General features: G+C 71.0%; 10 protein-coding genes. 8 read left to right on the top strand and 2 right to left on the bottom strand.

Annotated elements, in window-relative coordinates:
• Positions 1 to 112: 112 nt before the first annotated feature.
• Complete coding sequence (locus tag ACIBLA_RS26235) at positions 113 to 1,087, bottom strand: SGNH/GDSL hydrolase family protein (RefSeq protein ID WP_399200068.1); 975 nt, start codon at positions 1,085 to 1,087, stop codon at positions 113 to 115.
• 353 nt (positions 1,088 to 1,440) lie between these two features.
• Between ACIBLA_RS26235 and ACIBLA_RS26230 the strand changes: the two genes are divergently transcribed.
• From ACIBLA_RS26230 to ACIBLA_RS26195, 8 genes are all read left to right on the top strand, one after another.
• Positions 1,441 to 2,580 carry a hypothetical protein gene (locus ACIBLA_RS26230; RefSeq protein WP_399200067.1) on the top strand — a complete coding sequence of 380 codons (1,140 nt, stop codon included), beginning with the start codon at positions 1,441 to 1,443 and terminating at the stop codon, positions 2,578 to 2,580.
• A gap of 131 nt (positions 2,581 to 2,711) precedes the next feature.
• Positions 2,712 to 3,494, top strand: a complete 783-nt coding sequence (locus ACIBLA_RS26225; RefSeq protein ID WP_363242396.1) for a TIGR03936 family radical SAM-associated protein — start codon at positions 2,712 to 2,714, stop codon at positions 3,492 to 3,494.
• Positions 3,495 to 3,740: 246 nt separating this feature from the next.
• On the top strand, positions 3,741 to 7,709 hold the full coding sequence (locus ACIBLA_RS26220; protein ID WP_399200066.1) for an Rne/Rng family ribonuclease: 3,969 nt from the start codon (positions 3,741 to 3,743) through the stop codon (positions 7,707 to 7,709).
• Between the two features lie 349 nt (positions 7,710 to 8,058).
• Positions 8,059 to 9,177 carry a DegT/DnrJ/EryC1/StrS family aminotransferase gene (locus ACIBLA_RS26215; RefSeq protein WP_399200065.1) on the top strand — a complete coding sequence of 373 codons (1,119 nt, stop codon included), beginning with the start codon at positions 8,059 to 8,061 and terminating at the stop codon, positions 9,175 to 9,177.
• Positions 9,174 to 10,196, top strand: coding sequence for a Gfo/Idh/MocA family oxidoreductase (locus ACIBLA_RS26210; protein WP_363242393.1), 1,023 nt, complete (start codon positions 9,174 to 9,176; stop codon positions 10,194 to 10,196). Before ACIBLA_RS26215 ends, ACIBLA_RS26210 begins: the two co-directional genes overlap by 4 nt.
• A complete protein-coding gene (locus tag ACIBLA_RS26205; protein ID WP_363242392.1) occupies positions 10,186 to 11,766 on the top strand; it encodes a glycosyltransferase family 4 protein in 1,581 nt (526 codons plus the stop codon). The genes ACIBLA_RS26210 and ACIBLA_RS26205 overlap by 11 nt, the downstream gene beginning before the upstream one ends.
• Positions 11,763 to 13,397 carry a glycosyltransferase gene (locus tag ACIBLA_RS26200; RefSeq protein ID WP_363242391.1) on the top strand — a complete coding sequence of 545 codons (1,635 nt, stop codon included), beginning with the start codon at positions 11,763 to 11,765 and terminating at the stop codon, positions 13,395 to 13,397. Before ACIBLA_RS26205 ends, ACIBLA_RS26200 begins: the two co-directional genes overlap by 4 nt.
• On the top strand, positions 13,394 to 14,677 hold the full coding sequence (locus ACIBLA_RS26195) for a nucleotide sugar dehydrogenase (protein WP_363242390.1): 1,284 nt from the start codon (positions 13,394 to 13,396) through the stop codon (positions 14,675 to 14,677). The genes ACIBLA_RS26200 and ACIBLA_RS26195 overlap by 4 nt, the downstream gene beginning before the upstream one ends.
• A 65-nt stretch (positions 14,678 to 14,742) precedes the next feature.
• On the opposite strand, the gene ACIBLA_RS26190 is transcribed toward ACIBLA_RS26195, so the two are convergent.
• On the bottom strand, positions 14,743 to 15,342 hold the full coding sequence (locus ACIBLA_RS26190) for an acyltransferase (protein ID WP_363242389.1): 600 nt from the start codon (positions 15,340 to 15,342) through the stop codon (positions 14,743 to 14,745).
• Positions 15,343 to 15,350 lie beyond the last annotated feature (8 nt).

Here is a 15,350-nt window from a genome sequence, read left to right as displayed (position 1 = left end):
CCGTTCGTGGAGGCATCCGCCCCCCCCGGGAAGCGGGAGGGGAGCGTCGCTGCCTCCGGCTGTCGGGCCGGAGGCAGCTCGCTCCAGGCGGTCCGGGACCGCGGTGTGGGGGTCAGCCGATGCCGATGGAGTTCAGCACCGCCGCCGAAACGTGGTCGGCGGCGTTCTGGTGGCCCTTGGCGTTGGGATGCACGAAGGCCAGCTGGTCGGGGAATCGGGTGAAGATGCCCTCCACCCACTTGCCGGAGTCGCAGACGCTGTGCTGTCGGGAGGAGTCGTAGAGGTTGACGAAGGTCGCGTCGTGGTTGCCGGCCGACTTCTCGATGACCTTGTTGAGGGGTTCCAGGACGTCCTTGCGGAGCCAGTCCAAGTCACCTGGGGTGATCGAGGCGAACTGCTGCCAGTCGTCGTACCGGCACTTGGACGTGTCCTCGGGGATGACCGTCGGGTAGCCGACGGTCACGATCTTGGCGTGCGGCGCCCTCTCCTGGAGCGCGGTGAGCATCTCGCCGTAGTCGTTGCTCACCTTGGTCAGCCGATCGGGGACGGTGTGCGCGAGTTCGTCCCGGCACGGCGTGTCCACGCCGCCGCTGCCCGAGCCCAGTTGCAGGCAGGTGAAGAGCATGTCGGCGAACCCGAGGGTGTTGCCGCCCACGCCGACTGTGACCACGTCGGTGCCGGGACTGACGGCCTCGGACTGGGGAGGCACCGGGGGGAACGGGTAGTCCGGGTCCTCGGAGAAGGGCGGCAGATGGCGCCCGATCGGATTCTGGGCATTGAAGGTGATGTCCTCGATCGTGGCGGCGCCGCAGCTGACGTTGGTCAGCTCGATCAGCGAGCCGAGGTCGCGGTCGATGACCTGCGGGTAGGACTGGTCGGTGCGCTCGCAGCCGTCACGGGGGACCTCGAAGACTTCGCCCGCGGCTGGGATGACCCCGGCGGTGTACGAGTCGCCCAGGGCCACCCACTCGTAGGACGCCGCGGCGCTCGCCGGGGCCGCGCCGGCGAGTTGCGTGGGAACGAGGGCGCCTGCGGCGAGAGTGGCGGCCGAGCCCAGCAGTGCCAGGCGCTTACGGAAACGGGTCACGAATCCTCCAGGTGTACGGCGTTGGTGCCGCTATGACCGTAGGGAGATCGTCACTCGCCGCACTAGATCCAATGCGGACAGTCGCAATTGATCATGGATTTCCCACTTCGGGGCGAGTTTGCTTCGGTGCGCCGACCGATCGGGTCCGTTGACTGACTGGCCCGGCGCGGTATTTGCGCAACGCGGGGGAGGTTCTTGATCGTCTCGCCCGGTCCCGGCTCGACGCGCGGCTCCCTGTCGCTGTCCTGTTCCCGATCACCACGGCCTCCGGCCCCCGGTCTCGAATCGGGCACGAACCTGGTGTGAGGTGCCGATTCGGGATCCGGGCGGGTGTCGGGTGCGTCCTGAGAGGCATGGATCTGGACAAGACGCCGGCGCCGGCCCACGAGCCGTACGAGCCGGGTGAGGGCTGTCTGACCACGGCCATCCGGATTCCGGTCCGGATCGTCGTACTCGTACTCGTCGTCCCCGTGCGCATGGTGTGGGATCTGCTCGCCGCCGGTGCGCGGGCGCTGCATCGCTCCGTACTCCGGCCGCTCGGACGGGGCATCGGGCTGGCCTTCTCCTGGTTGTACGAGTCGCTGCTCGCTCCGGTGGCGCGCGTCGTGGGCAAGGCGTTGTTCGTGTGGCCATGGGTGGCGTTGTGGCGGTACGTGGTGGTGCCCGTGGCGCGGTACGGGTTCGTGGTGCCGGTGGTGTGGCTGTACCAGAAGGTGGTCACCCCGATCTGCCAGGGCATCGGCTTCGTCTGCTCCTGGCTGTACGAGACGTTGCTCACGCCCACCGGCCATGTGCTGGGCGCGGGGCTGACGTGGCTGGGCAAGGCGCTGTTCGTCTGGCCCTGGGTGGCGCTCTGGCGCCATGTGCTGGTGCCGGTGGGGTACTACGGGTTCGTGGTGCCGGTGGTGTGGCTCTACGAGAGCATCCTCACGCCTATCGGCCACGGCATCGTCTGGCTGCTCACCGGCATCGCCAAGGGCATCGCCTTCGCCGCCACCGGCGTCTGGACGGCGCTCGTGTGGCTCGTGGTCACCCTGCTGGTCACCCCGCTCAGCTGGCTCCACCGCACGGTCCTGGCCCCCGTCGGCCGTGAGATCGCCGCCGCCGTCGGCGTCGCCTGGCGGATCGCCGGACAGATCTCGCGCGCGGTCGGCCGCGCCCTGAAATGGCTGGCCTGGATCCTGGTCGGACAGCCCTTGAGCTGGTTCTACCGCACCGTCTGCACACCCGTCGGGCACGTCGTCCGCGACTACATGTGGGCCCCGGCCAAGAAGACCGCCGTCGAGACCGGCCGGGCGGTCAGGAGCACGCTGCGCTCCGCGGGGGAAACGGTCCGGCAGGCCCGCCGCGACGCCTGGCGCGCCCTGGTCGGCGCTCCCCGCCCGGCCGAGCCTGTGAAGGCGCCGGTCGACGGGGCGCGTACGCTGGGTAGTACAACAACTGTCCCCGGCGCGGTACCCGCACCCGTGATTTCCCTGCGCAAGCAGGTGTGAGCCGGGTTTTCCGGGGCCGACCGCCCGGTCGGCCGCGCGTTTCGAGGGTGTGCGCCACCGCGCGCACCCCGCATCGAGGAGAAGAACCACTGGGCAAGCGACAGCCCGAAGGCCCACCGCCCGCGCCGGCGGTGCAGCGCATCAGACTGCGCTACACCAAGCGTGGCCGCCTCCGGTTCACCAGCCACCGCGATTTCCAGCGTGCCTTCGAGCGGGCCCTGCGCCGCGCCGACGTCCCCATGGCGTACTCGGCAGGCTTCACCCCGCACCCGAAGGTGAGTTACGCCAATGCCGCACCCACCGGCACGGGCAGCGAGGCCGAGTATCTGGAGATCGCCCTCGCGGCGCCGCGCGACCCCGGCACACTGCGCGAACTGCTCGACGAGTCGCTGCCCACCGGCCTCGACATCATCGACGCCGTCGAGGCCCGAACGTCGGGACTCGCCGACCGGCTGACCGCCTCCGTGTGGGAGCTGCGGCTCGACGGGGTCGGGCACGAAGAGGCCGAGCGGGCCGTGACCGCCTTCCTCGCCGCCGAGGTGGTGGAGGTCGAACGGCGCGCGAAGAACGGTATGCGCACCTTCGACGCACGGGGGGCCGTCGTCGACCTGCGGGCGCTTCGTCCACAGGCCGATAGGCCGGGGGCCGAGCGCTGTGCGATACTGCGGCTGGTTGTTCGGCACGTGACACCCGCCGTTCGACCCGACGACGTCCTTTCCGGTCTCCGAGCTGTGGCCGACCTGGCGCCGCCGGTCCCCGCAGCGGTGACCAGGCTGGCGCAGGGGCTCTTCGACGAGGAGTCCGGAACGGTGACCGACCCGCTCGCGCCCGACCGCGAGGCAGTCACGGCAGGCCCATCCACGGCCGCCGGACCCGCCGCCGCGAAGGCGCCGGAAGGTGCGGTTTCCGCGTAGGGACGGTTGTTGTAGCGCAGCCCTTGAAAGAGCCTCGGGAGCCACCTGGGTCGGGCGGCGCGTGCTGACCACGAAGACTTTCGCCAGGCCGTACGTACGACGCGTACGTACGGAACCGGCGACCCAGACATAACAGCTCCTGTGCGGCGCCCGCGCCCCGGACGGCGGCAGACGCGCCTCAGCGCGGGCCGCGGCCGGACCGGAACAAGGCGTGGCGCCCGGGAGCGTGACGGGAGAACCGCCCGCATGTCCCAGAACGAACCCGGTGCGAGCCGGGAGACCGAAGAAGAACTGAACAGCCCCAGCGACACGCTGCCGCCGCGCCGCAGGCGCCGCGCCGCGTCGCGTCCGGCGGGGCCGCCGTCCTCGGCGGCCGAGTCCGCCGAGGGGACGGACGTCACAGCGAACGTATCGGAAGACGCCCCCGCGGGTGCCGCCGATGAGGCCGCGCCGCCGCGCGCCCGTCGCCGGGCCACCCGTAAGGCCACCGCTCCCGTGGAGATCGTGGCCGACCCCGTGGCCGAGGCGGCAGCCCCGGAGACCCTGGCCGAGGCGGAGGCCGATGAGGCCGCGCCGCCCCGTGCCCGGCGCCGCGCCACCCGCAAGGTCGCCGCGCCCGCCGAGACGGTCGCCGAGCCGGTGATCGAACCTGTCGTCGAGCCCGCCGCCGCCGATGCCGTCGGGGAACCGGTCGCCGAGCCTGTCGTCGTCGCCGATGAGGCCGCGCCGCCGCGTGCCCGCCGTCGGGCGACGCGTAAGGTCGCCGCGCCCGCCGAGAGCGTGCCGGAGCCGGCCGTCGAGACCGTGGCCGAGACCGCGTCCGAAACCGCACCCGAGGCCGTCGCGGAGCCCGTCGCCGAGGAGGCCGCCCCGCCCCGTGCGCGGCGCCGCGCCACCCGCAAGGTGACCGCGCCGGCCACCACCCCCCAGACGGTCGAGGCGGCCGAGGACACCGACGAGGTCGCGCAGGGCGAGACGCTCCCCGCGAACGCCGTCACACAGATCACCGCCGACGAGGAGCGGGTCGAGGCCGCCGAGAAGGCCGCCACCCGTGGCCGTACCCGCCGCAGGGCGGCCGGCTCGTCCGAGCCCGAGGCCGAGCAGAAGACTGAGCCCAAGGCCCGGAAGGCCGAGCAGCGCGACGGCTCGGGGACGACCGCCGCGAAGGACTCCGCCGCGAAGGGCAAGGAGCCCAAGGAGACCGAGGCGCCCGAGCGGTCGCGTCGGCGCGCCGCCCGGCCCGCCGTGGCCGTCTTCCAGGCGCCCGTCTTCGCCGAGCCGATGTTCCAGACCCCCGAGACGGCCGCCGCGATGGCCGCCGCCGGTGACGTCGAGGACGATGACGATCTCGACATCGAGGACGAGACGACGGCCGAGCCCGTCGCCGAGCCTGCCCCCGAGCCTTCCGGCCGCCGTCGGCGCCGCCGTCGTGGCGAGTCCGCCGAAGCCGCCGAGCCCGCGCCCGCCGCGGCCCCCGCCGCCGAGCGGGACGCCGACGACGAGAGCGACACCGAGCAGTCCGCCGAGGGCGACGAGTCCGACTCCGAGGAGTCCGACGAGTTCGACCGTCCGTCGCGGCGCCGCCGCCGGGGCGGCCGTCGCCGTCGCCGTGGTGAGTCCGCCGACGCCGACGAGCAGTCGGAAGAGCACGCCGACGACGCGCAGGAGGAGCGGAGCCAGGACGGCTCCGAGGCGGACGCCGCCGACTCCTCCGACGAGCAGGACGGCGACGACGACTCCGCCGGCCAGTCGGGTGGCGGCGGAAGCAGCAGCAGCCGTCGGCGCCGCCGCAGGCGCCGTCGCAGCGGCGACGGTGGCTCCGACACCGAGAACAACGGCGTGGACGACCCGGAGCGTACGGTCGTCAAGGTCCGCGAGCCGCGCGAGCGCCGTACGAAGGACACCGAGCCCGGCACCGGCGTGGACGAGGTCCAGTCCATCAAGGGCTCGACCCGGCTCGAAGCGAAGAAGCAGCGCCGCCGTGAAGGCCGCGAGCAGGGCCGCCGCCGCGTGCCGATCATCACCGAGGCGGAGTTCCTGGCGCGCCGCGAGGCCGTCGAGCGCGTGATGGTGGTGCGGCAGAGCGGTGAGCGCACCCAGATCGGTGTTCTTGAGGACAACGTGCTCGTCGAGCACTACGTCAACAAGGAGCAGGCCACCAGCTACGTCGGCAACGTCTACCTGGGCAAGGTGCAGAACGTACTGCCGTCCATGGAGGCCGCCTTCGTCGACATCGGCAAGGGGCGCAACGCCGTCCTGTACGCCGGTGAGGTCAACTTCGAGGCGCTGGGCATGTCGGGCGGCCCGCGCCGTATCGAGACCGCGCTCAAGTCCGGCCAGTCGGTCCTCGTCCAGGTGACGAAGGACCCGATCGGCCACAAGGGCGCGCGCCTCACCAGCCAGGTCTCGCTCCCCGGCCGCTACCTCGTGTACGTCCCCGAGGGCTCGATGACCGGCATCAGCCGCAAGCTCCCCGACACCGAGCGGGCGCGGCTGAAGACCATCCTGAAGAAGATCGTCCCCGAGGACGCGGGCGTCATCGTCCGTACGGCCGCCGAGGGCGCGAGCGAGGACGAGCTGCGCCGCGACGTCGAGCGCCTTCAGTCGCAGTGGGAGGACATCCAGAAGAAGGCGAAGAACGGCAACGCCCCGACCCTTCTCTACGGTGAGCCGGACATGACCGTCCGGGTCGTGCGCGACATCTTCAACGAGGACTTCACCAAGGTCGTCGTCAGCGGTGACGAGGCATGGCAGACCATCCACGGTTATGTGGCGCACGTGGCGCCCGATCTGTCCGACCGGCTGAACCGCTGGACGAGCGAGGTCGACGTCTTCGCCTCGTACCGGATCGACGAGCAGCTGATGAAGGCGCTGGACCGCAAGGTCTGGCTGCCCAGCGGCGGTTCGCTGGTCATCGACAAGACCGAGGCCATGATCGTGGTCGACGTCAACACCGGGAAGTTCACCGGCCAGGGCGGCAACCTCGAAGAGACCGTCACCAGGAACAACCTGGAGGCGGCCGAGGAGATCGTGCGTCAGCTGCGGCTGCGCGACCTGGGCGGCATCGTCGTCATCGACTTCATCGACATGGTCCTCGAATCGAACCGGGATCTGGTGCTGCGCCGGCTGCTGGAGTGCCTGGGCCGGGACCGTACGAAGCATCAGGTCGCCGAAGTCACCTCGCTCGGCCTGGTCCAGATGACCCGTAAGCGGGTGGGCCAGGGGCTGCTGGAGTCGTTCTCCGAGACCTGCGTGCACTGCAACGGCCGTGGCGTGATCGTCCACATGGAGCAGCCGACCGGCTTCGGTGGCGGTGGCAGCGCCGGTGGTGGCGGCAAGCGTGCGAAGAAGCGGCGCGGCGGATCCGGCGCGGACCACGACCACGAGACGGCGGCCGACGTCCTGACGGAGTCGGCCTCGGAGACCGAGTCCGAGGCCGAGGTGGCGGCGGAGACCGCCGCCCCGGTCGCGCTGCCCGCGCCCGAGTTCGTGCCCGACGAGGAGCTGTACAGCAGCGTCGCGGAGGCCGAGACGGCCGCCCGTGGCGGGCGTTCGCGCCGCCGGGCGTCGCGCAAGGCGTCGGCTCCGGCCGGTTCGCCGAGGTCGACGGAGCCCGAGCCGCAGGTCAGGGCCGAGGAGCCGGTGGCCGAGCCCGAGCCCGAGGCGGCGGAGCCGGAGGCGGCGCCGCCGAGGGCGCGCCGCCGGGCGACCCGTAAGGCGTCGGCCCCGGCCGGTTCGCCGAAGACGGGCGAGTCCGAGCAGGCGGCGGAGGTTGTCGTCGAGCCGTCGGCGGCGCCCGTCGCCGTGGAGCCGGTGGCCGAGCCCGAGCCCGAGGCGGCGGAGTCGGAGGCGGCGCCGCCGAGGGCGCGGCGCCGGGCGACCCGTAAGGCGTCGGCCCCGGCCGGTTCGCCGGCGGGCGCCGAAGAGGCGGCTGTTCTCGTGGTGGATTCGGCACCGGATGCCGCCCATTCGGCCGAATCCGCAGGGCATGGCGGTGAGGCCGGCGACGACGGCAATGCGGAAGCCTCAGCTCCGGCCAAGAAGGCGGCGCGAAAGGCCGCGAAGAAGGCCACGGCCAAGAAGGCGGCCACGAAGAAGACGGCGGCCAAGAAGACCGCCGCGAAGAAGACCGCCGCGAAGTCCGCGGCCAAGAAGACATCGGCGGCCGAGCAGCCTTCCGCCGCCCCCGTGGTGTCGGTGCCCACTGATGGGTGAGCGCCTGAGTTGAACTCTTGGTGACAGCCCGCTGAACGGCCCGTGCCCGCCTCTGGATTCCAGTGGCGGGCACGGGCCTTTCTGTTTCGGGACTGATGCCATTGGCGGTTAACACCCCCGAAATTCTGTCGGAAATTCCTGATAATGTGACTGGTGGTCCCCGCCGTCGACAGTCCCCGCCCGGAACCTGCGGTCGGGGACCGGCCCGTACAGGGACAGCGGTCCCACATTCCTCGGCAGGGCGTCGGCCATCGCGCCGTAGGGGTACACGCGGCCTCGTGAGACGACCGCTGCACTCCTGATCTCTGCCGCACAGAGCTTTCGCGGTGTTTCAAGGAGGACGACGTCCATGTCGAGCAGTGAAGTGCAGCCCATCCCCGCTGCCCGCCCGGTCATCGGGGAGGAAGAGATCGAGGCCGCGGTCCGCGTACTGCGCACCGGCCGGGTCGTCCAGGGCCCCGAGGTGGCCGCGTTCGAGGAAGGCTTCGCCGAACTCGTCGACGGCCGCCACTGCGTGGCGGTGAACTCCGGCACCTCGGCGCTCCACCTGCTGCTGCTGGCTCTCGGTATCGGTCCTGGCGACGAGGTCATCGTGCCGTCGTTCTCGTTCGCCGCCTCCGCCAACGCGGTACGGCTCGTCGGCGCCGACGTCGTCTTCGCCGACATCGAGCCCGGCAACTTCGGTCTCGACCCGGCGGCCGTCGAGTCCGCGATCACCCCGCGCACCGCCGCGATCATGCCGGTCCACCTGTACGGCAACCCGGCCTCGATGGACAAGCTGATGCCCATCGCCGACAAGCACAAGCTCGCCGTCGTGGAGGACGCCTGCCAGGCGCACGCCGCGTCGCTGCACGGCACGCCGGTCGGCGCCTTCGGCTCCGGCGGCACCTTCAGCTTCTACCCCACGAAGAACATGCACTCCCTCGAAGGCGGCATGATCTCCACCGGCGACGCCGAGGTCGCCCGCACCCTGCGCCTGCTGCGCAACCAGGGTATGGAGCAGCGGTACGCGAACGAGATCGTCGGCGCCAACATGCGCCTCACCGACGTGGCCGCCGCCGTCGGCCGCGTACAGCTCACCAAGCTCGCCGGCTGGACCGAGCAGCGCCGCGCGAACGCCGCGTACCTGAGCGAGAACATCACCGCACCCGGTGTGGTGACGCCGCCGGTCGCCGATGGCGCGCACCACGTCTACCACCAGTACACCGTCCGGATCACCGGTGACCGCGACGCCGCGATGGCCAGGCTCACCGAGGCGGGCGTCGGCAACGCCGTGTACTACCCGACCCCCATCCACCGGCTGCGGCCGTTCTGGGAGCCGGACCAGAAGGCCGGACGCAACTGGGACCTGCCGGAGACCGAGCGGGCGGCTGCCGAGGTCGTCTCGCTTCCCGTGCACCCCTCGCTGTCCGAGGGTGACCTGGAGCGGATCGCGACCGCCGTGAACGAGCTGGGAGAGACGCTGTGACCACCGCTGGACTGCGCGCCGGCCTGATCGGCCTGGGCTCGATGGGGCGCCACCACGCACGCGTACTGGCCGGTCTCGACGGCGTCACGCTCGTCGGGGTCGTCGACCCGCTCGGCGACAAGAACGGACTGGCGCAGGGCGCGCCCGTCCTCGCCACCGTCGACGAACTGCTCGCGCTCGGCGTCGACTACGCCGTCGTCGCCTGCCCGACCGCCCTGCACGAGGAGGTCGGACTCCAGCTCGCCGAGGCCGGCGTCGGCGCACTCATCGAGAAGCCCGTGGCGGATACCGTCGAGGGCGCGCGCCGGCTGGTCGAGGCCTTCGAATCCCGCGACCTCGTCGCCGGCGTCGGCCACATCGAGCGCTGCAACCCGGCGCTGCGCAGCCTCCGCGCCCGGCTGGAGGCCGGTGAACTCGGCGACGTGTACCAGGTGGTGACGCGCCGTCAGGGACCGTTCCCGCACCGGATCGCCGATGTCGGCGTGGTCAAGGACCTCGCCACCCACGACATCGACCTGACCGGCTGGGTGACCGGCCAGACGTACACCTCGATCTCCGCCCACACGGTCTCCAAGAGCGGTCGTCCGCACGAGGACATGGTCTCCGCCGTGGGCCGGCTCTCCGACGGCACCATGGTCAACCACCTGGTCAACTGGCTGAGCCCGCTCAAGGAGCGCTTCACCTCGGTCACCGGCGAGCGCGGCTGCTTCATCGCCGACACGCTCACCGCCGACCTGACCTTCTACTCCAACGCGGCGGTGACCACCGAGTGGGAGGCGCTGCGCGCCTTCCGCGGTGTGGCCGAGGGCGACATGATCCGCTACGCCATCCCCAAGCGCGAGCCGCTGCTGGTGGAGCACGAGCTGTTCCGCGACGCCGTACTCGGCGAGTCGCACGACATCTGCACGCTGCGGCAGGGCCTTCGTACGGTCGAGGTGGCAGCTTCCGTTCTGGAATCGGCCGCGAACGGCCGCACCGTGGTTTTTGAGACAGGAGATTCCGCGAGCCATGTCGGCTGACAACGTGGTGGCACGGCGGCACGAGAGCCCGCGCGGGCGGATCGTGATGCTGGTCGACAACGGCGTGAACGGCGATTCACGCGTCCAGAAGGAAGCACGTTCGGCGGCCGCGGCCGGCTGGGACGTCGTCCTCCTCGGCAAGTCGCCCAACAAGAACGAGCAGACCTGGCGCCTCGGGGACGCCGAGGTCAGGCTGCTGCATGTACCGGGGCCCATGCACCGGCGGCGGTACGAGTACCGGCGCGCGATCCTGCGCGCCCCCCTCGCCTACCGCCCCGGACCGCTCGCCGCCTACCGCAAGCAGCGGATGAAGGCGTGGCGCGCCGAGCTCAATCTCCGGCTCATCGAGGCGAAGCTGGCGGGCTCCACGCTGCGGAAACTGGCGCTGATCCCGCCGCGCCTCGCCTCCAAGGTGCTGAGCAAGTGGGTGGGTCTCCGGGCGAGTCAGGCACGCTCGCTGGAGCGTCGCCGCAAGGACATGACCTCCCCGCTGGACCGTTTCTCGACCGCTTTCTGGCAGCGCACGATGGGTGACCGCGCCTGGCGGCGGCTCGACCCGTTCCTGTGGGACCTGGAACTGGCGTACGGCAAGGTCATCGACGCCCTCGAACCCGATCTGATACATGCGAACGACTTCCGCATGATAGGCGTGGGCGCGCGGGCGAAGCTGCGTGCCAAGGGCAAGGGCCGCGAGATCAAACTGGTCTGGGACGCGCACGAGTTCCTGCCGGGCATCAAGCCGTGGAACCCGCACCCCCGCTGGCACATCGCGCAGTGCGCGCACGAGCGCGAGTACGCGAAGTACGCCGACGCGGTCACCACCGTCTCCGGGACGCTCGGCGAGATGCTGGTCGAGCGGCACGGCCTTCCCGCCGCCCCCGAGATCGTGCTCAACGCCCCGGACGCGGAGATCTCCCCGGAGCAGGCCGCCGAACCGGTGCCCGACCTGCGCGACCTGTGCGGGATCGGCCCCGACGTCCCGCTCACGGTCTACAGCGGCGCGGCGGCCCCGCAGCGCGGCCTCGACATCATGGTGGAGTCACTTCCGCAACTGCCCGGTGTCCATGTCGCGTTCGTGGTGCTGCGGCCGAACTCGGAGTACATGACATCGCTGCTGGTGCGGGCGGCGGAGCTGGGCGTGGCCGAGCGCGTCCACATACTCCCGTACGTACCGCACTACCAGGTGGTGCCGTTCCTCTCGGCGGCGGACGCCGGCGTCATCCCGATCCACCACTGGCCGAACCACGAGATTGCCCTGATCACCAAGTTCTTCGAGTACTCCCACGCCAGGCTGCCGTTCGTGGTCAGCGACGTGAAGACGATGGGGGAGATGGTCGCGAAGACCGGGCAGGGAGAGGTCTTCACCGCGGAGGACGTCTCGGACTACGTCCGCGCGGTCAAGTCGGTCCTCGCCCACCCCAAGAAGTACCGCGACGTGTACGAGGACCAGGGCCTGCTCGCCGAATGGACCTGGGAGGCACAGGCCGAGGTCCTGGACGGCGTCTACTCCAGGCTTCTGGGCCGCCCCCGAAGTACGGCAGGAATCCCGACGAGCCGGGTGGCGGCATGAGTGATACGCCTGACGTGACGGTTGTGGTGGCCGTGTACAACACGATGCCCTACCTGACCGAGTGCCTGAACTCGCTCGTCGGCCAGACCATCGGCCTGCGGCGGCTGGAGATCGTGGCCGTCGACGACGGCTCGACCGACGACAGCGGTGCCGAACTGGACCGGTTCGCCAAGGAGTACCCGGACACGGTCAAGGTCATTCACCAGGAGAACAGCGGTGGCCCCGCGGCGCCGAGCAACCGTGCCCTGGAGGTCGCCACCGGGCGTTTCGTCTACTTCGTCGGCTCCGACGACTACCTGGGTGAAGAGGCACTGGAGCGGATGGTCGCCTGCGCCGACGAGCACGGGTCGGACGTGGTGATCGGCAAGATGGTCGGCACCAACGGCCGGTACGTCCGGCAGGCGATGTACAAGAAGAGCGATCCCGACATAAGTCTGTACGGCTCCGAGCTGCCGTTCGCCCTGGCCAACACCAAGCTCTTCCGCCGTGAGCTCGTCGAGAACCACAAGCTCCGCTTCCCCGAGGACCTGCCGGTCGGCAGCGACCAGCCGTTCACCATCGAGGCATGCGTCCGGGCCGACCGGATCTCCGTCCTCGGCGACTACACGTACTACTACGCGGTGAAGCGCGGCGACGCGAGCAACATCACCTACCGGGCCGACCACCTGGCCAGGCTGCACTGCACCACCCGCATCATGCGGCACACGGCCGGGCTCATCGAGGCGGGCCCCCGGCGTGACGCCGTGTTCAAGCGCCACTTCACCTGGGAGCTGGCCAAGCTCATCCAGGACGACTTCCTGCCGCTCGACCCCGCGACGCAGCGCGAACTGTGCGCGGGAATCGCCCAACTCGCCGACGACTATCTGACGGACGAGCTGCGCGACTCGCTCGACGTCAAACGCCGGGTCCGGATTCTGCTGGCCCAGCGCGGGGCCGTGGCCGAACTCGGCAAGGCCATCGCCGACGAGGCAGAGTACGGCGCGCCGCCGTTCCTGCTCGACGGCGGCCGGGCCTTCGCCGGCTACCCGGGACTGCGCGACCCTGCGGTCCAACTGCCCGACCGAGGCTACGAGTTGGTCGGTGAGGCGGTCCCCGGCCGGCTCGCCAACGGCACCCGGCTGATCTCGGCGGCCTGGGACCAGACCGGCGGCTCCCTCTTCCTGAGGGTCACCGTACGGATAGGGATCAGCGGACAGACCGACTCGGCGGTGATCCGGCTGGCCCGGACGGCGATGCCCAAGAGCGCGGACAAGGCAGCGGCCCGAAGACTGCCCGAGGGGCACCAACTCGACAAGGCTGTCGGGGAGTTCACCCGAGTGCCGGAGCCCGACGGCGGTGGCGGCACCATCCTGACCGCCCGGATCCCGCTTCCGGCGGAACGGATCAAAGCGGGCGTACGGGTGTACGTGGACGTCGCCGGCTCCACGTACGAGATCCCCGTCCGCACCCGCGGCCTGCCGATGCCGCTCGCCCGCCGCTGGGGCGACGCCATCCCGTACCGTGCCTCGGCCAATGTGAATCCCAAGGGGCGACTGGTGATCACCACGGCTCCGCTGTGGGAGCCGACACCGTCCCTCCGCGCGCGGGTCCGAAGCCTGCTGCCCCGGCTCAAGAGGAAAGTAGTCCGATGAACATCTGTGTAGTCGCGCTCGGCAAGATCGGTCTGCCGCTCGCCGTGCAGTTCGCCGCCAAGGGCCACCGCGTCTTCGGCGCCGACGTCAACGAGAAGGTCGTCGAGCTGGTCAACGCCGGTACGGAGCCTTTCCCCGGCGAGTACGACCTCGACGTCAAGCTCAAGCAGACCGTCGACGCCGGGCTGCTGACGGCCACGACCGACACCGCCGCCGCCGTCGCGCAGTCCGAGGCCGTCGTGGTCGTCGTCCCGCTGTTCGTGGACGCCGAAGGCGTGCCCGACTTCGGCTGGATGGACGCGGCGACGAAGGCGATCGCCAAGGGCCTGAAGCCCGGCACCCTCGTCTCGTACGAGACCACCCTGCCCGTCGGCACCACCCGCACCCGCTGGGCGCCGATGCTCCAGGAGGGTTCGGGGCTCACCCCCGGCGAGGACTTCCACCTCGTCTTCTCGCCCGAACGCGTCCTGACCGGGCGGGTGTTCGCGGATCTGCGCCGCTACCCCAAGCTGGTGGGCGGCATCGACGAGGCGTCGGCCAAGCACGGCGTCGACTTCTACGAGGCCGTGCTCGACTTCGACGTACGCGAGGACCTGCCCCGCGCGAACGGCGTGTGGGACCTCGGCACCGCCGAGGCGTCCGAGCTGGCGAAGCTCGCCGAGACCACGTACCGCGACGTCAACATCGGCCTGGCCAACCAGTTCGCGCGCTTCGCCGACCAGAACGACATCGACGTCAAGAAGGTCATCGAGGCCTGCAACAGCCAGCCGTACAGCCATATCCACCAGCCCGGCATCGCCGTCGGCGGCCACTGCATCCCGATCTACCCCCGGATGTACCTGTGGAACGACCCGGCGGCCACCGTCGTGCGCTCGGCGCGCGAGGCGAACGCGGCGATGCCCGAATACGCGGTGGACCTGCTCGCCGCCGCGTACGGCGACCTGACCGGCGTGAACGTGCTCGTGCTGGGCGCGGCCTACCGCGGCGGCGTCAAGGAGACGGCGTTCTCCGGTGTCTTCCCGACCGTCGAGGCGCTGCGGGCGCGCGGCGCCGTGCCGTACGTCTCCGACCCGATGTACACGGCCGAGGAACTGACCGCACACGGCCTGCCGCCGCACGAGGGCCAGAAGGTGACGGCCGCGGTGCTCCAGGCCGACCACGCCGAGTACCGCGACCTGAAGCCGGCCGACCTTCCGGACGTCACGGTGCTCGTCGACGGGCGCCGTACCACCGACCCGGACGCGTGGCGCGGTGTACGCCGCGTCGTCATCGGCGGCTGACGCCTCCGCAGACCCGGAAGAGGCCCGAACCACGGCGGTTCGGGCCTCGCGTCGTTTGCCGGTGCCTACACGCGTTCCGTCAGGACGCCGTCCTTCTCGTCGTGCAGCGCGCCGGTCCTGGGGCACTCCCACACACCGGGCTCCCCGGCCCGCGCCACGAGCTTCACACCGGCGCGCCCGACCCAGCCGATACGCCGGGCGGGGACGCCCACGACCAGCCCGAAGTCCGGTACGTCCTGCGTGACGACGGCGCCGGCGGCGATCATCGCCCAGCGGCCGATCCGTACGGGCGCGACGCAGACCGACCGGGCGCCCAGCGAGGCACCCTCCGCGATCTTCACGCCGACCGCCTCCCAGTCGGAGCCGCGCTTCAGCTTGCCGTCGGGGTCCACGGAACGGGGGTTGAGGTCGTTGGTGAGGACGACGGCGGGTCCGATGAAGACACCGTCGGCCAGCTCGGCGGGCTCGTACACCAGCGCGTAATTCTGGATCTTGACGTTGTCACCGATCCGGACCCCGGTCCCGACATAGGCACCGCGCCCGATCACGCAGTTCTCGCCCAGGCGCGCGTTCTCCCGGATCTGCGCGAGCTCCCAGACGCTGCTGCCGTCACCGACCACCGCGGTCTCGTCGACCTGGGCGGTGGGCTGGACCCTGTAGTTCACGCTGCTGC

The organism is Streptomyces sp. NPDC050433 (assembly GCF_044458565.1).
In the GTDB taxonomy this organism is placed as follows: Bacteria; Actinomycetota; Actinomycetes; order Streptomycetales; family Streptomycetaceae; genus Streptomyces.
This window is presented reverse-complemented; position numbering and strand designations above follow the sequence as displayed.

Bases quoted from the DNA above. Each gene is read 5' to 3' on its own strand.
- ACIBLA_RS26200 (WP_363242391.1), top strand. From the start codon at position 11,763: ATGAGTGATACGCCTGACGTGACGGTTGTGGTGGCCGTGTACAACACG.
- ACIBLA_RS26195 (WP_363242390.1), top strand. From the start codon at position 13,394: ATGAACATCTGTGTAGTCGCGCTCGGCAAGATCGGTCTGCCGCTCGCC.
- ACIBLA_RS26205 (WP_363242392.1), top strand. From the start codon at position 10,186: ATGTCGGCTGACAACGTGGTGGCACGGCGGCACGAGAGCCCGCGCGGG.
- ACIBLA_RS26230 (WP_399200067.1), top strand. From the start codon at position 1,441: ATGGATCTGGACAAGACGCCGGCGCCGGCCCACGAGCCGTACGAGCCG.
- ACIBLA_RS26220 (WP_399200066.1), top strand. From the start codon at position 3,741: ATGTCCCAGAACGAACCCGGTGCGAGCCGGGAGACCGAAGAAGAACTG.
- ACIBLA_RS26215 (WP_399200065.1), top strand. From the start codon at position 8,059: ATGTCGAGCAGTGAAGTGCAGCCCATCCCCGCTGCCCGCCCGGTCATC.